Raw genomic sequence first — 19,286 nt, 5'->3', positions numbered from 1 at the left:
TGCAAGCCGACTGTATTAAACGTATCGGACATTCAGCCGGAATGTTTTTGCGGCTTGCTGCGCCATAGCCCCTGATGCCATTTGGGTGAGTAACAGAGGTGGAGGCGATGGCGAGAGCTTTATTCAATAAGCGCCCCGCCGGAGACAACTGAATAGTTAACATCGCCCCTTACGACGCGCCGTTGAAAAAGGTTGCATGCAGGGCGCGGACCGAGGCTTTGAGGTCATCTTCCCGGACAATGAAATAGAGGGCCACCGGAGAGGGACCAAAGGCGATCATCTCCACGTTGATCCCGGCGTCGTCCATGGCGGAAAAACAGCGGGCGGCAACCCCTTTGCGGGTGTTGAGCCCCTCCCCCACCATGCTGATAAGGGCCACGTCGTCTTCCCGTTCCACCTTGCGAAAGGGGTTGGGGGTCAGTTTTTCCAGGAGTTCGTAGCCCCGATCCATGTCTTTTTTATCCAGAAGGATTGAAATGCAGGTCTGGGAGGTGACCACGGACCGGATGTTGATGCCGCTGTCCGTGACGCAGCCCGTCACCTCGGAGAGCATACCCGGCCGGGCTCCCATACCCGAGGCATACACCTTGATGATGCCCACGTCGGTGTTCTGGGTGACGCTTTTCACCACGTGGGGCGCCTCGGGGCTGCTTGTGGTAATGAGGCTCCCCTCGGCATCGGGATCCAGGGTACTTTTAATGGCAATGTCCAGGCCGTACCGGCGCACCGGTTCCACGGCGCGGGGATGAAGAATCTTTGCCCCAAAATAGCACAACTCGGCGGCTTCGGCATAGGAGAGAACGGGAATCAGCTCCGCATCGAGTACCATGCGCGGATCCGCGCTCATGAACCCGGCCACGTCCTTCCAGAACTCCAGGACCTCGGCTTCCATGGCCACGGTGGCCACGGCCGCGGAGTAGTCGGTGCCCCCCCTGCCGTAGGTGGTGATGTTGCCCTCTTCGCTGATCCCGTAAAATCCCGGCATGAACACCAGGGTCCCTTCGTCCACCAGGGGCCCCAAGTGCTCGCGAAAATTCGCCCGGGTCACCTCCAGGTCCGCGGTGGCGTCCTCGTACTTTCCGTCGGTGATCATCCCGATGTTCTGGGGCATGCGACAGACAGCCCGGACACCCCGCGCGTTCATGGCGCAGGTGAGCAGCTCCGCGCTGAAGCGCTCTCCATAGCTGCTGATGAGATCGCGCATCTTGGGCGTGCTCTCCCCGGTGTAACTCAGGCCGTAATAGTACCGTTCCAGGCGCTGCAGGCCCTTGCCGAAAGCCTTGGAAAAGGTCTTCTGAAGGTCTGCATCGGCGATGATGTGCCGGGCCGTGGACATATGCTTGGCCCGCAGGCGGCTCATGAGCGTGGAAATCGTCTCTTCATCGGCCAGGGCGTCGGCCATGCCGTCGATGAGCATGTCGGTGATGCCGTTCAACGCCGAAACAACGATGATGTCGCCTTTCACCCGACCCGCCAGGAGGTCCAGGATCGATTCAATGGTCTTCTTGCCCTTAAGGCAGCCGCCGCCTATTTTAATCACTTTCATGGTGCTCGGGATTCTCCGTGAGGTTGCATCGTCAATAAGAATTTGTTTGTCTTATCATACTCATCCGGTAGCAAACAAGGAGAATGCCCATCCCCAACGGGTGAAGGGTGTGCATGCGACGCGCCCTGTCGCACAGGGTGTCGCAAGGCGCGACGGCTCGCACAAAAAAAGCCCTCCCCTGTCGTCGCCGGGACAGAGGAGGGCCTCAGGTAACCTTGTAAGGCTCAAGCTACGAACGGTGGGCTATCCGATGGGAAGCACCACGCGGCCGTACTGCTCGTTAAGTACCTCGGCCATGGCCAGGTAGATGGCGCTCAGTCCGCAGACAATGCCTTCGAAACCTGCGATGACGCCGATGAGGTGGGAGCCGGTCCAGTGATGGGCGGCCAAAAGGATAAAAAGGATGGTGAGGGAACCGAACACAAACTGAAGGCCCCGGTTGGCCTTGAGGGTCCCGAAGAACATGAAAAAGGTGAAAAGCCCCCACATAAAGAGGTACCACCCCATAAAATGATGTTCCGTGGCTTCGATCCATCCGAATTTCGGCATGAGGATCAGGCCCACCAGGGTCAGCCAGAAATGGCCGTACGAAATAAAGGCGGTCACCCCGAAGGTGTTGCCTTTCTTGAACTCAAGAATCCCTGCGATGATCTGCGCCATGCCGCCGTAAAAAAGGCCCATGGCCAGGATCATGGCGCTCATGGGAAAAAAACCGGCGTTGTGAATGTTCAAAAGAACGGTGGTCATTCCAAACCCCATCAATCCCAGGGGCCCCGGGTTTGCCAAAACATTGTCCTTCATGAATCTGTGTCTCCTTACCTGCTTCTCCATTTCTCTTTGAGGCACCTTGACCGTTTCCCCGCCGAACCGGTTGCCGCCAAGCCACCTCACCCTAACTTTCTACACGCTTCGACCCGCGCGCCGGAACTTCGGGCGTCGCCTGTCGTTTCATCCGTCTCTTTATGGAAATAACGATGGGTTATATCAGACGGCTGCGCATGACGGCAATCAAAAACAGACCATTGTTCACGTTACTGCTCACCATTCCCACCCGCACAACCCCCTCGCCTTTTCCATCCGTGCTCTTTTGGCGCGATGGCTGTCTTACACGATATTCATGGGAAAGGGAACCTCATCAAACAAACTCAAGCCGGAATACCGACGCGAATGGGCGCATTTATCCCTCGTTTTTTGAAATAAGGGGAAAGGCAGGAACACGACAACAGCCGGTGTGCGCCGTTGTCCGGGGAGACCGGACGAAACCCTGGGCCTCACTTCGGGGGGAACTGGTCCAGCACTTTTTTCACCAGTTTGTTAAGGGACTTGATGGCTTTATCGGGGTCCTTGTATTCGGAATACCGCTGAGCCCCGGTACCCCGCCAGTAAAGGGTGGACGAGTCTCGCCCCACAAAATCAATGATGAGGGACTCTTCATCGTAATCGCTCACACTGGTCCCCGTACCGATACCAACACCGCTGTAGCGCCCGTGGCTGGCCCTGCCGAAGCCGACGCTTCCGCCGGTTCCGCTGGACTCGATCTTTTTTCTCAGGACAAACTCATAGCGGAGGTAAAAGGCCGCGTCTGCGTCATCCACCTTTTGGATTCCCTTTGCCCTGAGCTGTTGCTCCACGGCCGAACGGGTCCGGCTATCCCGCAACGAGCTGTCGATACGTGGGTCCCCGGTGACAGGCTGGGATTCAGAGAGCCAGGCGTAACTCTTCAGCCTGCCGAACTGTTGTGCCGGGTCGTAGTCCTGATTGACCCGGATCCCGGAGCACCCGCTGAAGACAAGGGCCATCGCAACCATCCAAAGCCATCTCTTTTTCATGCACACCTCCTGGGCACGAAGATAACCGGTACACCACCGTGGGGTTTTTATGGAGAGGGGCCGGTATCCCGTTGGGGAAAACACCGGCCTAACCCGTCAAAGTTACGTTGCTATTCTACCACAGAACAATCGCCCTTCCCAAGTCCCTGATCTTGCCGCACCCACCCGGGAACGGAGATTCGGATAGCGGCCCCCGCAATTTTCTACAAGAAATATGGAGAGACACCTGATAGAATCGGTTCTTCTTGCCAAACACGAGAAAAGACCGGTATTGGGCCATGAAAAAACCTGGAAACACGACATTCTATCGCCATGGCGAGCTTAAAGATATCGAAGTTACGCGAGTCATTGATAGCCATCACATTTTCCCCAAGCATGTCCATGACAACACCTACACCCTCGTTCTCGCGGACAGGGGAGCAAGTTACTGCGTGGGGCCGGAGGAACACGAGGCTGTTGTGGACAGGCAAAGCCTTGCATTGATCAATCCGGGCCAGGTCCACTCCGGTATTCCCATCGGCCGGGAGCAGCTCTCGTACTGGTCTGTCAACATCATGCTTGATGTGATGACCGCATCCTTCAGGGATGTTTCGGGAAAAGACTCTGCACCACCGGAATTCCAACGCATGGTGGTTCGCGACAGGGGCCTTCAGGATCGCCTCCTGCTTTTTTTCCATCGAATGACCATGCATGAAGGGCGGCTTGCCCTGGAAACAGCCCTCATGGAATCCCTGGGGCACCTCTTGATTCGCTATGCCAATGCCCAAAGCCCCGACACATTTCAAGGCGAGTCCCGCCGTGTCTGCCTGGCCAAGGAGTACCTCTCCGAGGAGCTGGGCCGCAAAATGTCCCTGGACGAAGTGGCCGAGGCCGTGGGCCTGAGCCGATACCACTTCCTCCGTGTCTTCAAACACGCCACGGGCATTGCGCCCCATGCCTTCCGCACCCAGCGCCGCATTGACCTCTCCCAGCGCCTCATGCGGCAAGGGATGCCCTTTTCCCAGGTAGCCCTGGAAACGGGGTTCAGCGATCAAAGCCATTTCACCAAGCGCTTCAAGCAGTTCACCGGGGCAACGCCCAGGCAATACATGGCGGAAGCATAAGGGGCCAGACAAAAAAGCATCCCCACCGCAATTTCATACAATACCCTCCTTCGCCGGTGCGATAGGGTCTGTATCAACCCGACACAGAGGAGATCATCCATGGAGACAGCACAGGCCCCTTTACCCACCGCACACCACGCAACCCCTTCCCCGCAGCGCCTCCTGTTACCGGTGGCGGCGCTCCTGGCGGCCGTCCTGCTCTGGGGCGGCTCCTTTGCCGCCATGCGAATTGCCGTTGCGGTCTTAAACCCCTGGTCTGTCATGTGGCTCCGCATGACCACGGCACTGCTCCTGCTTGCCCCCTTTGTGGGTAAATCCGCCTTTGCAAGCTATCGCAGAGGGGACTGGAAACTCCTTGTCCCCATGGTCCTGTTTCAGCCCTGCCTCTATTTTCTGCTGGAATCCTATGCACTCACCTACACAACCTCATCCCAGGCAGGTGTGATCTCGGCCCTGGTTCCCCTCTTCGTTGCCTTCGGGGCCTGGCTTTTCCTCAAGGAAAAAATCAACCGCAACCTCATGGCAGGCCTTGGGATCACCATCGCAGGCGTCATCTGCCTCACGATTCTGGACGCCCCGGGCAGCAAGGCCCAAAACCCTCTTCTGGGAAACGGGCTTGAACTTTGCGCCATGGTAAGCGCGGCCATCAACATGATCATCGTCAAGCAGCTGTGCCAGCGCTACAACCCCTGGAGCCTCACCGCCATGCAGCTGCTGGCAGGGGCCCTCTTCTTCACCCCCGGCCTGCCCCTTCTCCTGCAAACACCCACAGCCGTGTGGACCCCGGAGCTCATGGTTGCCATGGCGTTTCTCGGGCTCTTTGTGACCCTTGGCGCCTTCGGCCTCTACAACTGGGGGATGAGCCATGTGCCGGCCTCCAGGGCTTCCATTTTTATCAACCTGGTCCCCGTCAATGCGGTGTTGATCGGATGGGTCCTCCTGGGCGAATCCCTCACCTCCCTGCAGCTCCTCATGGCCGGGGCCGTACTGCTGGGTGTGGTGTTCAGCCAACGCGCCGCGTAACGGCTGTCACCTGACCTGAAACGCCACAGATGTGGGGGGTTTTTACCCACAGCCCCACCCCAGTGTCCCGAAATCCCCCACTTTCCGGGGCCGCCACGAGGTACCTAGCCCGCCCCCGGCGGCCCCATTCCCTGAGTTTCTAACGGTTCCGTAAGCATCCCCCCGGCTGGCATGCCCATTGCTGTACACCCTGCAGATTATCGTCATCGGCGGTCCAGAGTGACCCTTACCCCAGCAAAGGAACCCACCCTCCATGCACCAAACGCAAAGCATTCGCACACTCATTGCAGTCCCCTTCACCGTTCTTACAGCGCTCCTTCTCATGGGATGCAGCTCGACCCAGAAAATCCAAAGCGCCTGGCAACCCGTTGACACCCTGCAGGTCGACGGCCAGACGAACGAATGGGACACCATACGGCCCCAGTATTATGACGAGGACAGCCGCCTTGCCGTCCGAACCATGAACAACGAAGAAGACCTCTTTATCTGCCTCACCGTGGGATCAAGAAACATGGCACGAAAGGTGATGCACAGCGGCCTGACCCTCACCCTCGGCTTTGATAACACCGAAGGCCAGGATGTGGCTCTGACCATCAAGCCAGGAGAAGGACCGGATAAAAGCGAACGTCAAAACAGGGACCAGCCGCGCCCCCAACACGCCATGACCGCGCCTGCCGGTATCGCCGTCACGGTGCCCCCTTCCGTCCACCCCACAGACCTCACGCCATCCGAAGCCCGTAAAAAAGGCATTGAAATGCTGCTGGCCCAGGACCGATTCGACCGGCTGATACTGGAAGCCAGACTCAACCTCAAGGCCATGGCCCTGCTGACAAACACCACCCCCGGGACCAGCGTAACCCTTGAGATTACATCTCCCGAGACAACCCCACCCAAGGCGTCAGCGGGTAAACGGGCCGGAGGCAAGGGCAGGCGGGGCGGCAGGGGTTCATCCAGAAGCGCCGCCACCCCCTTGAAGGCAGAACTGGAAATCAACCTGGCGTCTTCCGGGGCATAGTTGCCGTCAGGGCAAACGCATTTAGATTTTGCCTCCGGCGGCCCTGCCGGGGGCCAATCTTTTGAAAAGTTTGACAAACAGGTTTCATTTTTGGATGCGTCGCAACCGGCCATAGCCCCTCTATCAAGAGACGTGTCTTGATTACCGGACAATTTTTGCGACGCTTTTTTCAAAAAGCGACCCGCCGGAGGCAACGGAATTGTTAAATGCGTTGGCCCAGTAGTTGCTGTTGTTGATCATTACGTCCCAAATTTATATAATGACGTATTGAAACATGTTTTTCCCGTCCGGTTCTTCGCTCCACGGGACGTCGGGCTATCGACCCTTTATTCAGGGCTCGGCTCAGCGCCCCGTCCGTCCACGTTCATCGCCCCACGGCTTTCCCCACTCCCCTGAGACTCAAAAGACTGACGTCCACCCTTTGGCATGCGTGCCTCTACGGCAAGAACCGCACAGGCGTATCGTGATAAAAAAATTCGTGACCCCAACCCTTATCGCGGCCGGAATTGCCCTGCTGCTCATCGGGCTGCCCCTTTTGGGGGCCTGGCTCGACGGCAAACCGCTCCGGCCCTTTTTTACCCTCACCGCAACACCCGACCTCCAGCCCCCGGCTCCCTTTTCCTGGGGTGCTTTTGTGGCTGTTGCAGCCGCCATCCTCCTTGTGATGGGCCCGTTTTTCCGCCACCTCATCCGGTCCCAGGAGCCACAACCCCGCCCGAAAAGAGTTTCGACCAGACGGCTTCCCTGGTGGGGCCGAATCGGCCTGGTGGTGCTCCTGGTCTCCTGGGCCCTTGCCTGGACACGGTTCCCCTGGTTCGAGCCCCTTCAGGACCAGACCTTTGTGCCCCTCTGGCTCTCCTTTATCCTGGTCGTCAACGGAATCACCCACAAACGAACAGGGCGGTGCATGCTGACCCACGAGCCGGTCTACCTTATCGCCCTGTTTGCGGCGAGCCCGGTGTTCTGGTGGTTTTTCGAGTACCTGAACCGCTTTGCGGCAAACTGGTCCTACCACGCAGGCCACGACGAGCTGCTCGCCTTGAACGGCCAGGCCAGCCTTGCCTTTGCAACGGTCCTCCCCGGGGTGGCAAGCACCTGCGACCTCCTGGCCACCTTTCCGCGCCTCTGGGCGGGCATGGGCCGGTTTGTACGCATCGACATTGGTGCAAATCCCCTGGCCCCGTTGTGCCTTCTGCTTATCTCGGCCGTGGCCCTGGTTGGCATCGGGATCCGCCCGGACCTTCTCTATCCGTTCCTGTGGCTCTCCCCTCTTCTGCTCATCGTCTCCGTTCAACAGGTGGCAGGGTATGAAACGGTCTTCAGCCCCTTGAAATCGGGAAACTGGTCGCACCTCTGGCTCATGGCCATCTCGGCCCTTGCCTGCGGCTTTTTCTGGGAGATGTGGAACATGTTCAGCCTGGCACGCTGGACCTACGCAATTCCCTATGTGGGGCGGTTCCACGTATTCGAAATGCCCCTGCTGGGGTATGGAGGATACCTCCCCTTCGGGCTGGAGTGTGCGGTGGTCTGCCACGGCGTGAGACGCCTGGTCCGGGGCGGTGAAGGATCAGCGGGCTGACGGGCCTTGCCGGGACGTCGCCCCCTGTACGGATCTTTTTGATACACATTCGTCCAGGGTGCCTACAAAAGACACAATCCACAGGGCCATAGCGTCTGCGCCCATCGTCTCCATCCCTGATATTGCTGCGACTCCGGACAGTTACGAAAAACGCCTGCCCGTGGCACAACAGTTGCTTTCTTTTTACCCTGTGGCACACAAATTTTCACCATACCGAACACAGGGCAACAAACCGGTTGTTATACGAGGAATAAAAGAGATGCAGAGACGTGTGAGTCACAAACAGGAAGGCGGTGCCCCATAAAACAAAAAAGGCACCCCTTGAAATCAAGGAATGCCTTTATTTTTTTTATGGTACGCCTGGCAGGATTCGAACCTGCGGCCATCCGCTTAGAAGGCGGATGCTCTATCCAACTGAGCTACAGGCGCATTGATTGATGCGAGAAGCTATTTAGCAGACGGTATTTCGTTTGTCCACCCAAAAAAAGGGCCCCCATAAAAAAGGCGGTTCCCGACCCGGGTGGCACGACTGGTGCGGATGAAACCCTGATGAAAAGGTTTCCCTGACGGGCTGCCGATCAGGGAAAAGGTACCTTGAGAGGTCATGCATGCCCGCTTTCGTTAAAATCCGGTCCGTTAAAAGAAATCGCCCGGTCAACAGGTCGAAATCACGACCTCTTCAAGGGGCCGGTGTTTCCAAGGTTGGCAATTCGCCCCACTGTGATATATCGGGGACTGAGAATTGCAGACTTTTCCCATAATCGGCGATTCATGATACATTCAGATAAGACGACACCTTGTTTTTACGCAAAGAGGTGCAAAACGATTTTTGTGACGATATTCACGGGAGGTGCCCTGTGCACAGGCGGTGAGAAAAATACCGCAGCCCCTTCATCTTCAGTGATCATGTTTCCATATGAAAATTAAAAGAGACAACGAGAAAAACGACAACAACGCTTCACAAAGAGACCCTATGACATCTGAAACCGAGGTCATCGTCAAGGCTTCCCAGAAAAAGAAGCCTGCGTCCAAAAATACCCATCTGCCTGTCAAATCCTCCGGCGGCAATGCTGTCACCAAGTTTGACCCGCTCCAGAGCTATCTTTCGGAGATCAGCCAGTACAAGCTGCTCACCCGGGAAGAGGAGGTGGAACTGGGTATACGCATCCAGGAACATGAAGACCCCGATGCCGCTTACCAGCTGGTCACCGCCAACTTGAGGCTCGTGGTCAAAATCGCCCTGGATTTCCAGCGCGTCTGGATGCAGAACCTGCTGGACCTTATTCAGGAAGGCAACATCGGCCTGATGCAGGCCGTGCGAAAGTTCGACCCTTATAAAAACGTAAAATTTTCCTACTACGCCTCGTTCTGGATCAAAGCCTACATCCTGAAGTTCATCATGGACAACTGGCGCCTGGTCAAAATCGGGACCACCCAGGGGCAGAGAAAGCTCTTTTTCAAACTGAAAAAGGAGAAACAAAAGCTCATCGAACAGGGCTTTGACCCCAAGCCCAAGCTGCTTGCCGAGCGGCTCGGCGTCTCTCCCAAGGAGATCATCGACATGGACCAGCGCCTGGACGGCTGGGATGTCTCTCTGGATGCTCCCCTGAAGGAGGATTCCGACACGGAACGGATTGAGTTTCTCAATTCCGAATCCGACTCGGCGGAAGACCAGGTCGCACGGAAGGAGTTGGAATCGCTGCTCCACAATAAAGTGGAGGCATTCAAAAAAGAACTGGCCGAAAGGGAACTGGAGATCTTCAACTCCCGCATCTTCTCTGAAGACCCCCTGACCCTTCAGGAGATCGGTGAAAAGTACAACATATCCCGGGAACGGGTCCGTCAGATTGAAAAAAACATCACCCGACGGATGAAGGATTTCTTTCAAAGCGAGCTTCCTGATTTTCACCTGTACACCGACCGGTCCGAGTAACTCCCTTCCTCAACCACATGGAACGGAATGTATGAACCTTATCTCAGCCACGATCCGGGGGCTTCGACTCGCCCCGGTCCTTCTATCGGCCCTGACCCTGTCGGTGCTTCTCCTTTCCGGGTGCGCCTCCTCCACCCGGGAAGGCCTTACCTCCAACGCATCCACCCCCATGGTCCCTGGAGCTTCGTCCATTGAGGAGCCCGACAGCCCGGAAACCTGGTCCGGTTACCGCCTTTACATCGAGGCGATGCTGGCCCGCAAGGCCGAAGATTACGCCACCTCTGCCGCGTACCTCACCACAGCATCCGAGAAAGACCCCTCGGCCCTGATTCTCAAGCGGGAGCTTGCCGTGGTGTACCTTCTTGCCGGGGAAAAAGAGAAAGCCCTTGAGGTCATCGACGGCATCCTGGCCGACCACCCCGATGACGCCGACTCCCTGCTGCTCCTGGTCCGTATCCGCCTGGCCGAGCGTCGGGCAGGACAGGCCGAAAAGCTCCTGAAACGGGTCATTGAATCGGACCCCACGCGGGAAGAGGCTTACTTTCGCCTGGGGCTGCTCCAGACCACCATCGGCAAACGCGATAATGCCCTTGAGACCTACCTGAAACTCCTTGAGGCATACCCTTACGCCTACGCAGGCCATTACTATGCCGCCCTTCTGTACAAGGAGAAAGGCGATGAGGACAAGGCGGTGCATCACCTCAAAGAGAGCCTGGATATCGCGCCGGAGTTCATCGAGGCAAGACTGGAACTGGCCGATATTCTCGTCAGCCGTAAACAATACGACGAGGCCAAGGCCCAGTACCGCCTGGCCCTTACCCACAGCCCCGGCGATCTCCACGCCAGCTTAGCCATGGCCCTGCTCCACGACACACTGGAAGAAGAGGAGCAGGCCCGGAAGCTCTACGACGAGATCACCGCGTCTGCGGACCGATGGCCGGAGATCTACACCCTCATCAACCAGCAGTACATCGAACGCCGGAAGTACTCGGAAGCCCACCGGCTCCTCACCGGGGTCATGACCGCCTACAAGGACAACTCCGAGTTCAATTACATGCTCGGGTTCGTCTGTGAAAAGCTCGGAGACTCTGAGGAGGCCATCCAGTGCTTTACCCGCATCTCCCCCGCATCGGACTATTACGAGCGTGCCATCCTGTTTGTCAGTGTCCAGCTCTGGGAACAGGGAAGACAGGATGAAGCGATTCAAACCCTTGAAGAGGCGCGGGAGCAGCAGCCCGAAAGCATCGAAATCCTGAACTACCTGGCCTCGTTTTACGAAGAGCAAAAGGCATACGACAAAGCGGAAGCCTGTCTTCTCAAGGCCATCTCTTTCACCCCGGAGGACCCGACACTGCACTTCCGCATCGGGGTTCTCTACGACAAATGGGGAAAAAGCGAGGCCTCCACCAATGCCATGAAACGGGCCCTTGAGCTGGACCCCGAGGACCCCAATGCCCTGAACTACCTGGGGTACACCTACGCACGCCAGGGCATCCACCTGGAAGATGCCGAACGCCTCATCAAAAAGGCCCTGGAGTACAAGCCCGGAGACGGTTACATCACCGACTCCCTGGGCTGGGTCTACTACCAGAAGGGCCAGTACTCCAAGGCCCTGAGCACCCTGCGGGAGGCTGCGGCCCTGCTTCCCGACGATCCGGTGGTCATGGAGCACCTGGGGGACGCCCTGGTACAGAACAACCTGACCCAGGAGGCCCTGAACTACTATCGGGAATCCCTGAAGCTGGGCCATGAAGACGCACCGGCCATCCGTGAAAAAATACGCACCTTAGAAGAGAGCGACACGGACCGCTAAGCACCGGGCATTTTATGTTATCTTGACGTACGGAGACGGTAACGACCCAGCGCCCAAAACCCGCCTCCGGCAACAAGGTATTTCATCTTAAAAGCGAAGTAACTATTCAGCTTGCCTCCGGCGGGTCGCTTTTTTGAAAGATTAGAGCAGTCAAAATCGCTGGGATTCATGCCAGGAATATCAAGACCTGTTTGTCAAACTTTTCAAAAGTTTGCCCCCGGTAGGGCCGCCGGAGGCATAAGCCGAATCGTTACCGGAGACGCTGCCTTTCCAGGGCCTGGTGTTGTCCGCCCCTATTCACACTACCGGAAGAAAGTTATCATCCATGCAACGCCCAGTCCTGATCCTCATCGTTCTTTGTGTCCTGCCCCTGTTTTCAGCATGCAGCATCCTCTCCCCCCCTGCCCTCCGGTTCGAGACCGACGGCGCTCAAGAGGAGCTCCGTCGACTCACCCAACTCAACCACGAGGTGACCTCCTTTAAAGGCATCGGCTCGGTGACCACCACCGAAGACGGGGAAACCCGACGGTTTCGCCTTGCCTGGGCCGGTGATGCCCCCAACCTCCTGAGACTGGAGATCATGGCCGCGGCCACCCCCGTGGAGTCCATTGCCTATGACGGCACGCGCCTCAGGCTCCGCTCCCACATGGGCAGCCACAAACCCTACGTCAAAAAGGTGGAAGACCCCTCCCTGGCCTCTGCCACAGGCATCCCCTTGTCCCTCTCCGAAATCCACGCCCTGCTCTCGGGCAAGATCATGGTGGGGCCTTTTGAGTCCGCACGGCTCCACCCCCTGCCCGAAGAGGGCGCCCGAGCCCTGGTGCTTCGCCTCGACAGGCGTCACACCAAAACCATCGACATAGACCCCCGGGGCCTCCCCACCCGGACCACATTGTCCAAAGGCGGGGATGAGGTCTACGACCTCCACCTCTCACCCACGGCCGACCCGGACGGCACCAATCGGTTCCGCACCATTACCCTCACCACGGCCAAAGGGGTGAAAGCCACCATCCGCATTGATCGCGCCTTCGTGAACCCTGCGGTGGACCGTACCATGTTCACCCTTGAGACCCCGCAATAAACGATCTCCCCAAAACACAACAGGCGCGATCCACCAAGGAGTCGCGCCTGTCATCTATCCAATATGCTTTACAGAGGTCCAATGGGCCTTAACAAGTTCCGCAAAAACGGCTGCGCCATATCACACAACGCGCGAATACCCCGAAAATTGGGTGCATGAAGTCTGCCGCCATGCATTCGCCATAGGGTTTCAAGGTGCCCCCACCTTGCCGCCGGATTACCCCTCCACAATGTTTTTGAGGGTCTCCACATCCAGGAGGGCCTTTTCCATGGAGATCTGCTCCCAGCCTTCGTCCCGGATCCGGGTGAGTTCTTCGATGAGCTTGCCCAGGGTCTTGTTGTAGCGGGCGCCGCAGGCCAGTGACGAGGTGGTGCGCCCTTTAAGCTCGCCGCTCTCCCGTCGCATCTCCTGCATCTCGTTAAAGGCCTGGTTGATGGACTTTTCACCGGACTCCACGGCCTCACGGATGGAATCGTCGGCGTGTTCCATCACCTTTCGGGCCTTGTCCACCTTGCTCTCGCTGGTGCCCAGCTCGTTGGCGCGCTCCTTGACCATCTCTTTTTTGGTGCGCTTCTCCCCGTCGTCCCCGCGGGCCTCGTCAATGGAATCCAGGAGCTGCAGGCAGCGGACGATGTCCTCATCGGCCAGGTTCCGCCTGTTGCGCTGGAGATGAAAGGCGTAGAGGATGGCGTCGTCCTCGTTTTCAAAATTCCGGATCAGGACGGGAACGGTCTCCAACCCCACGGCCAGGGCCGCGGTATACCGGGTGTGACCGTCCACAACGATGCCCTTTTCTTCCCACACGATGATGGGAAAGGCGTCGTCGTACCCGTTGGACTCCATATCCAGGCGGATCCCCTCCAGGGTATCCTCCCCCACGGGAAACAGGGTTGAAAAGGGCTCTTCCACCTTCAGATCGGTGATGGGCATGGTGCTGATGTTCATGGTCTCTCTCCCACATGGCAAAGAGCCCCCGGCAAGAATGCCGGGGGCGCAGAGGTTTCGCATCGGTTCAAGGCACGGGCGCCGCACTGGGCATGGCCCGGTCGCCAAAGAATTTTAAAAACTTACAGCGCCAGGGCGCTCTCGCCGCAGTAGTGCTCTTCCCTCTCCTTTGCGACATCGGCGCTGGCCAGGTAGTCGTCAAAGCTCATGAGCCGGTCCAGGCTGCCCCGGGGGGTAAGCTCCACAATGCGGTTGGCCACGGTGGAGACAAACTGATGGTCGTGGGAAGCAAAAAGGACCACCTCGGGAAAGGCCATGAGCCCTTCGTTCAGCGAGGTGATGGACTCCAGGTCCAGGTGGTTGGTGGGTTCATCCATAACCAGCACGTTGGCGTCGGAGAGCATCATGCGCGACAGCATGCAGCGCACCTTCTCCCCGCCGGAGAGAACCCCGGTCTTTTTCATGGCCTCTTCACCGGAGAAAAGCATGCGACCCAGAAAACCGCGGGCAAAGCTTTCTCCCTCTTCCGGGGGCGCGTACTGGAGCAGCCACTGCACCAGGGTCATGTCGGTTTCAAAGTACTGCCGGTTCTCTTTGAGGAAAAAAGAGGGGGTGATGGTCTGACCCCAGCGGAAGCTGCCGGAGTCCGGCTCCATCTCCCCTGCCAGGATCTGAAAAAGGGTGCTCTTGGCAAGACCGTTGTCCCCCACAAAGGCGACCTTGTCCCCGTTGTTGACCACCAGGTTAAGGTCGCGGAGCACCTCCTGGCCATCGATGGTCTTGCTCAGGTTTTCGATCTCCAGAATAACGTTGCCGCAGGGACGCTCCGGCTTAAAGGCCACCCAGGGGTATCGCCTGGACGAGACGGGCATGTCTTCCAGGGTCAGTTTTTCCAGAAGCTTTTTCCGGGAGGTGGCCTGCTTGGCTTTTGAGGCGTTGGAGCTGAATCGCTGGATAAAGGAGGTGAGCTCCTTGGCCTTGTCCGCGGTCTTCTTGTTCTCGTTCTGCTTCTGCTTCTGGATCAGGCGGCTCGCCTGGCACCAGAAGTCGTAGTTGCCCACGAACACCTGGATCTTGCCGTAGTCGATGTCGGCGATATGGGTGCACACCTGGTTGAGAAAGTGTCGGTCGTGGGAGACCACGATGACGGTGTTCTGGAACCGCGCCAGAAAATCATCCAGCCAGGCGATGGACTTCAGGTCCAGGTGGTTGGTGGGTTCGTCAAGGAGCAGCACATCGGGGTTGCCGAAAAGGGCCTGGGCCAGAAGGACCCGGACCTTGTCCCCCCCTTCAAGGTCCTTCATCTTCAGGTGGCGCATCTCTTCCGGGATCCCCAGGCCGTTCAGGAGAACCGCTGCCTCAGACTCGGCCTCGTAGCCGTTCATCTCGGCAAACTCCGCCTCCAGTTCACCGGAACGGATGCCGTCCTCTTCGGTGAACTCCGCCTTGGAGTAGATGGCGTCCCGCTCCACCATGATGTCGTAGAGCCGCTGGTGGCCCATGATCACCGTGTTGATGACCGTCTCTTCATCAAAGGCAAAGTGATCCTGCCTCAAGACAGCAATACGCTCGCCGGGCCCGACGCTGATGTCGCCCTTGTCGGACTCGATCTCCCCTGCAAGGATCTTGAGAAAAGTTGATTTGCCGGCGCCGTTGGCACCGATAAGGCCGTAGCAGTTGCCGGGGGTGAACTTGATATTGACGTCTTTAAACAGGACGCGTTTGCCGTAGGCAAGCGCCACGTTGGTTGCGCAGATCATAGAAGGTTCCTCAGTTTGAACAATAAAAAAACCACGGGTCGTAGCAACCCGTGGTTCATGCGACGCCTGCTTATATCGTATCGCACTTAAATCAGCAATCTTTTTTCACGCGGCCCGCCGTCCCTTCCCCGAAGATCTCATCGGCTTCCCCCAGGGTCACGATGCCCAGGTACCCGTCCACGGTGAGCAGATCCCCGGTGGCGATGCTCGTGGTGGCATCGGGCACGCCGGTCACGCACGGCAGGCCGTACTCCCTGGCAATGATGGCACCGTGGATGAGCATCCCGCCGCGCCGTTCCACGAGCCCTGCGGCCAGGGGCACCACATGGGTCATGGTGGGTTCCACCACGTCACACACCAGGATCTCTCCATATGCCAGACCTGCAAGGTCGCCGGGGCTGCGGATCACCCGGGCCCTTCCCCGAACCAGCCCCTGTCCGGCGGGCTGGCCCATGATCTGGCGGGCTTTGATCACGGAGGTCTCCTCCGCATCCCGGGCCGGAGCGCTTTGGATGGTGGGACGGCTCCCGAAGCGTTCCAGCTCGTGGCAAAGCCCCTCGGCATCGGCCCCCGTCCCATTCTGCTCCAACCGCCTGCGCCCTTCGGCCACAGCGCGAAAGAGTTCCGCTTCAAGGCGCCCCATGTAAATGTTGTCATCGTCCCGAAGGCGGTAGCTGGAACGCCCCAGGTCCAGGACGCCCTGGGCGTACTCCCTGGACTCCACAGGGTAAGCCCCCAAAAACCTCTCTTCCAGCCGGGATGCATCCCCGGCCGTGGCCTCGGATGCGGGCGGGTGGGCCGCCATCTCAAGGACCAGGGACACCAGGGTATGCCGGGGCGATTGGTTCGAAGCTCCCCCGGCCACCGCCCAGGAGAGCTCTCCGTAATCGTCGATGAACGCAGACACGGCAGCCTCGATCTCAGGGGGCAACGACGTAACACCAAAGCCGGCTCCCCCGTTCCAGTCCGGGTGCTCGCGCATTTGGGCTGCCAGGTCTCCCAGGCGACGGTTTCGGGCCATGCCCACAAGGGGGGTATGGGTCAGAAGAAGGGTAAACTCAAAGGGGTCGTCGGGCTTGACGGCATCGTTGTAGGCCTGGCCAAAGAGCCGAACCCCGTGCGCAAAGGGAATAAACTCCGACCAGTAAACCCCGACCCACCTCTCGTTGACCTCCAGTCGGTACCGGAGCTCCCGGGCCAGGTCTCCGTCGTTCAGGGTTTCCAGACAGACCCTGGCCATCTCCTCGGCCGCCTCGGTCATCTCCGGCAGGAGCCGGGTCTCGATTTTCTGCCTTAATGCACACAAGCTGTCATAGCTGCGATGGAGACGCTTGTGCAGCGCGTCATTCCCTGGTGAACCCTGTGCCTCCAGGGTGGTGATGGGCCGGGACTGAAGCACATGCACCCGCCCCCCGTCCAAGGTCCACTCCAGGTCCTGGGGAGAATCGAACAGGGACTCCATGCGACGCGCCAGGGCAAACACCGATGTCACCTCTTCATCCTCCAGGGGAGGCCTGGCCGCCTTGGCCTCGGGGAGCAAAACCGTGCGGACCCCGGAGGGGCCAGCGCCAAGGCACGATGGCCGGCCTTCAGGAGCCCTGTGCGCCAGGATCGCCCCAGAGGTGCGGTCCAGCCGCCAGTGATCCGGCTCCACCGTGCCGTCCACCAGCCCCTGGTTAAGACCGTACACAGCCTCCACCACCCCCTCGGATGCAGCCAGGGGGCTCTTGCTGAACGCCACACCGGACACCTCCCCCCTCACCAGCCGCTGGACAAGGACGGCCATGGTTCCCGCACGGAAATCAGCCTCCCGCTCCCGCCGATAGAGAAGAGCGCCGTCCGACCAGAGGGAGGCCCAGACCCGCTTGATGTGATCCAGGGTGGATTCCAGGCCGCGAACATTCACATAAGAGTCATGCAGCCCTGCAAAAGACGCCCCTTCTGAGTCCTCCTCCGGACACGACGATCGCACCACCAGGGGACCGCCTTCAACGAACTGTTCCAGCCCCGTGGCAAGGGCCTCATAAAGCACAGGTGGCCAGGGCGCCGTCAAAAAAAGGTTACGGATCCTCAAGGCCGCGTCCCACACCTCTTCCCACCGCATCTCGGAAAAAGGCTTGCACTGAAGCGTCATCTGGATCCGCTCAAAGAGTCCGGCCTCTGAGACGAAGGCGCCATACGCCTCGGACGTTACGCAGACCCCGTCCGGGACCAGAATATCGTTTTGAACCATGCGGGCCAGGGCGTTGGCCTTGCCCCCCACCACCGATTCGCCATGGGCTCCCGCACGGGCCAGGGGCATAAGAAAGGTCATGGGCTCACCTCAATCTCGGTGACGTTTTGAAACCGCTCCACGAAAATGCAGCGCCGGACTTTTACCACCATAAAGGCACAGGAGGGGGCCGCGACAAAATCGGAGAGGTAGGGGTGGCGGGATAGAAAAAGGGCTTTTAGGGGAGCGGCGGCGTCCTCCCCGGGTTCGGACACCCGGCCCGTTATGGTCACGGCCCGGGCCTCATGAAAATCGGCTTCCGCGTTGGACCTGCTGTCGATGAGCATGGCAACCCGGTCGTCCTCGGTCATGTTTCCGTATTTACGCGTGGACCGGGGGGTGACGAAAAAAAGCCGGGACAGGTCGTCGGTGACACCATAGGCCACCAGGGATGCGTAGGGGTGTCCCCTGCAGTGGGTGCTGAGCACCCCGAGTCGCTGGGCGTCAAGGAGGGATCGGATCATCCGGACAACTGCCGCGTGATGGGTCATGGGGACCTGCCTTTTCATGGAGGTACAAGGAAGAAATCATGACGGGATATTGCATTATATCAGAGATATCCACAGATTCCACACCCATCTGCCCGGCACCATGGGCGCCTGACATTGCCCCTTGACATAACAGAACGATCATTTTAGCTTACCCAATTCACCACCAACCCGCCACAGGACAGAACCATGCCCCGCAACAAAGAGTACAATCACCAGGACGTGTTGAACGCGGCCACCTCGCAGTTCCTTGACAAAGGCTACAAGGCCGTCTCCGTCAACGATCTGGTCAAGGCGACAAAGCTCAACAAACACAGCATGTATGTGGAATTCGGTAACAAGGAAGGGCTGTTCTGTGCGTGTATCGACCATTATACCCGGGCCGTGCACCGGCACGTCGGTCATATCCTCCGCCGCGAGCCCCTGGGCCTGGGGAATATCACCGATTTTTTCCGCCACCGCATCGACTATGCCTACTCAGGAAAAGGCAACGGGTGCCTTCTGCTCACCACGGTGGCCGAAAAAAACCAGATGGACAAGATGGTCCTGAACCGTGTCCAGCACCACTGGACCCTGCAGAAAGCGGACCTCAGGCTCTGCCTGGACGCCGCACAAGAAAAAGGAGAGATCCCGGCCGAAAAGGACACCACAGTCCTTGCCAACCACCTCTTCTGCCAGCTCATGGGCATGGTCATCATGATCAAGGGGGGAAGCCGTCGGCAGGAGATTGAACAGATGATCGACATGACCCTGGCCCACGCGCGGCAATAGGCAAATCACATCCGCCTTTAAAACAACATTCATTCAATCGTGTTTTTTTAACCTGCCTGCTCAAGGCACTTTTTAAATCAGGCATACGCTTATGCCCCCGGCAGGTCCCGCCGGAGGCACAAGCGAAA

The 19,286-nt window shown here is 58.5% G+C and carries 15 protein-coding genes and 1 tRNA gene; 8 read left to right on the top strand and 8 right to left on the bottom strand.

The annotated features are described in order from the left end of the window. Positions 1-169: 169 nt before the first annotated feature. The 3 genes from ACOYW0_RS21715 to ACOYW0_RS21705 form a co-directional block, all read right to left on the bottom strand. Positions 170-1,546, bottom strand: a complete 1,377-nt coding sequence (locus ACOYW0_RS21715) for an aspartate kinase (RefSeq protein WP_482415846.1) — start codon at positions 1,544-1,546, stop codon at positions 170-172. A gap of 243 nt (positions 1,547-1,789) precedes the next feature. Continuing rightward, positions 1,790-2,347, bottom strand: coding sequence for an acetate uptake transporter (locus tag ACOYW0_RS21710; RefSeq protein WP_482415845.1), 558 nt, complete (start codon positions 2,345-2,347; stop codon positions 1,790-1,792). Between the two features lie 470 nt (positions 2,348-2,817). Further along, entirely contained in the window at positions 2,818-3,375 is a 558-nt protein-coding gene (locus ACOYW0_RS21705; RefSeq protein WP_482415844.1) for a DUF4136 domain-containing protein, read from the bottom strand. A 278-nt stretch (positions 3,376-3,653) separates the two neighbouring features. Here ACOYW0_RS21705 and ACOYW0_RS21700 point away from each other — a divergent pair, with 278 nt between their 5' ends. The 4 genes from ACOYW0_RS21700 (at position 3,654) to ACOYW0_RS21685 (ending at position 8,095) form a co-directional block, all read left to right on the top strand. Beyond that, positions 3,654-4,478, top strand: a complete 825-nt coding sequence (locus ACOYW0_RS21700) for a helix-turn-helix domain-containing protein (RefSeq protein ID WP_482415843.1) — start codon at positions 3,654-3,656, stop codon at positions 4,476-4,478. A gap of 99 nt (positions 4,479-4,577) precedes the next feature. Next, a complete protein-coding gene (locus ACOYW0_RS21695) occupies positions 4,578-5,501 on the top strand; it encodes a DMT family transporter (RefSeq protein ID WP_482415842.1) in 924 nt (307 codons plus the stop codon). A gap of 253 nt (positions 5,502-5,754) precedes the next feature. After that, positions 5,755-6,516: a hypothetical protein gene (locus ACOYW0_RS21690; RefSeq protein WP_482415841.1), complete on the top strand. Its 762-nt coding sequence runs from the start codon at positions 5,755-5,757 to the stop codon at positions 6,514-6,516. A 463-nt stretch (positions 6,517-6,979) separates the two neighbouring features. After that, on the top strand, positions 6,980-8,095 hold the full coding sequence (locus ACOYW0_RS21685) for a hypothetical protein (RefSeq protein ID WP_482415840.1): 1,116 nt from the start codon (positions 6,980-6,982) through the stop codon (positions 8,093-8,095). 352 nt (positions 8,096-8,447) lie between these two features. Here the strand turns inward: ACOYW0_RS21685 and ACOYW0_RS21680 are convergent. Further along, positions 8,448-8,524, bottom strand: a tRNA-Arg gene (locus tag ACOYW0_RS21680). 544 nt (positions 8,525-9,068) lie between these two features. On the opposite strand from ACOYW0_RS21680, the gene ACOYW0_RS21675 reads away from it, so the two are divergent. The 3 genes from ACOYW0_RS21675 (at position 9,069) to ACOYW0_RS21665 (ending at position 12,922) form a co-directional block, all read left to right on the top strand. Beyond that, positions 9,069-10,028 (top strand): sigma-70 family RNA polymerase sigma factor, encoded by a 960-nt coding sequence (locus tag ACOYW0_RS21675; RefSeq protein WP_482415839.1) that lies wholly within the window; start codon positions 9,069-9,071, stop codon positions 10,026-10,028. A gap of 31 nt (positions 10,029-10,059) precedes the next feature. After that, positions 10,060-11,841 (top strand): tetratricopeptide repeat protein, encoded by a 1,782-nt coding sequence (locus ACOYW0_RS21670; protein WP_482415838.1) that lies wholly within the window; start codon positions 10,060-10,062, stop codon positions 11,839-11,841. A 325-nt stretch (positions 11,842-12,166) separates the two neighbouring features. Then, complete coding sequence (locus ACOYW0_RS21665; RefSeq protein WP_482415837.1) at positions 12,167-12,922, top strand: hypothetical protein; 756 nt, start codon at positions 12,167-12,169, stop codon at positions 12,920-12,922. A 216-nt stretch (positions 12,923-13,138) separates the two neighbouring features. On the opposite strand, the gene ACOYW0_RS21660 is transcribed toward ACOYW0_RS21665, so the two are convergent. From ACOYW0_RS21660 to ACOYW0_RS21645, 4 genes are all read right to left on the bottom strand, one after another. Continuing rightward, positions 13,139-13,867: a ParB/RepB/Spo0J family partition protein gene (locus ACOYW0_RS21660; protein ID WP_180142080.1), complete on the bottom strand. Its 729-nt coding sequence runs from the start codon at positions 13,865-13,867 to the stop codon at positions 13,139-13,141. A gap of 122 nt (positions 13,868-13,989) precedes the next feature. Next, positions 13,990-15,627, bottom strand: a complete 1,638-nt coding sequence (locus ACOYW0_RS21655; protein ID WP_482415836.1) for an ABC-F family ATP-binding cassette domain-containing protein — start codon at positions 15,625-15,627, stop codon at positions 13,990-13,992. A 91-nt stretch (positions 15,628-15,718) separates the two neighbouring features. Further along, a complete protein-coding gene (locus ACOYW0_RS21650) occupies positions 15,719-17,941 on the bottom strand; it encodes a PEP/pyruvate-binding domain-containing protein (protein WP_482415835.1) in 2,223 nt (740 codons plus the stop codon). Then, a complete protein-coding gene (locus tag ACOYW0_RS21645) occupies positions 17,938-18,390 on the bottom strand; it encodes a pyridoxamine 5'-phosphate oxidase family protein (protein WP_482415834.1) in 453 nt (150 codons plus the stop codon). Before ACOYW0_RS21645 ends, ACOYW0_RS21650 begins: the two co-directional genes overlap by 4 nt. A 186-nt stretch (positions 18,391-18,576) precedes the next feature. Between ACOYW0_RS21645 and ACOYW0_RS21640 the strand changes: the two genes are divergently transcribed. Next, a complete protein-coding gene (locus ACOYW0_RS21640) occupies positions 18,577-19,158 on the top strand; it encodes a TetR/AcrR family transcriptional regulator (protein ID WP_482415833.1) in 582 nt (193 codons plus the stop codon). Positions 19,159-19,286: the final 128 nt, after the last annotated feature.

Source organism: Desulfoluna sp. HI9BLuna, assembly GCF_056829775.1.
This window is presented reverse-complemented; position numbering and strand designations above follow the sequence as displayed.

Coding starts and splice junctions, on each gene's coding strand:
- ACOYW0_RS21715 (WP_482415846.1), bottom strand. CDS start 1,546: ATGAAAGTGATTAAAATAGGCGGCGGCTGCCTTAAGGGCAAGAAGACC.
- ACOYW0_RS21710 (WP_482415845.1), bottom strand. CDS start 2,347: ATGAAGGACAATGTTTTGGCAAACCCGGGGCCCCTGGGATTGATGGGG.
- ACOYW0_RS21705 (WP_482415844.1), bottom strand. CDS start 3,375: ATGAAAAAGAGATGGCTTTGGATGGTTGCGATGGCCCTTGTCTTCAGC.
- ACOYW0_RS21700 (WP_482415843.1), top strand. CDS start 3,654: ATGAAAAAACCTGGAAACACGACATTCTATCGCCATGGCGAGCTTAAA.
- ACOYW0_RS21695 (WP_482415842.1), top strand. CDS start 4,578: ATGGAGACAGCACAGGCCCCTTTACCCACCGCACACCACGCAACCCCT.
- ACOYW0_RS21690 (WP_482415841.1), top strand. CDS start 5,755: ATGCACCAAACGCAAAGCATTCGCACACTCATTGCAGTCCCCTTCACC.
- ACOYW0_RS21675 (WP_482415839.1), top strand. CDS start 9,069: ATGACATCTGAAACCGAGGTCATCGTCAAGGCTTCCCAGAAAAAGAAG.
- ACOYW0_RS21670 (WP_482415838.1), top strand. CDS start 10,060: ATGAACCTTATCTCAGCCACGATCCGGGGGCTTCGACTCGCCCCGGTC.
- ACOYW0_RS21665 (WP_482415837.1), top strand. CDS start 12,167: ATGCAACGCCCAGTCCTGATCCTCATCGTTCTTTGTGTCCTGCCCCTG.
- ACOYW0_RS21660 (WP_180142080.1), bottom strand. CDS start 13,867: ATGAACATCAGCACCATGCCCATCACCGATCTGAAGGTGGAAGAGCCC.
- ACOYW0_RS21655 (WP_482415836.1), bottom strand. CDS start 15,627: ATGATCTGCGCAACCAACGTGGCGCTTGCCTACGGCAAACGCGTCCTG.
- ACOYW0_RS21650 (WP_482415835.1), bottom strand. CDS start 17,941: ATGACCTTTCTTATGCCCCTGGCCCGTGCGGGAGCCCATGGCGAATCG.
- ACOYW0_RS21645 (WP_482415834.1), bottom strand. CDS start 18,390: ATGACCCATCACGCGGCAGTTGTCCGGATGATCCGATCCCTCCTTGAC.
- ACOYW0_RS21640 (WP_482415833.1), top strand. CDS start 18,577: ATGCCCCGCAACAAAGAGTACAATCACCAGGACGTGTTGAACGCGGCC.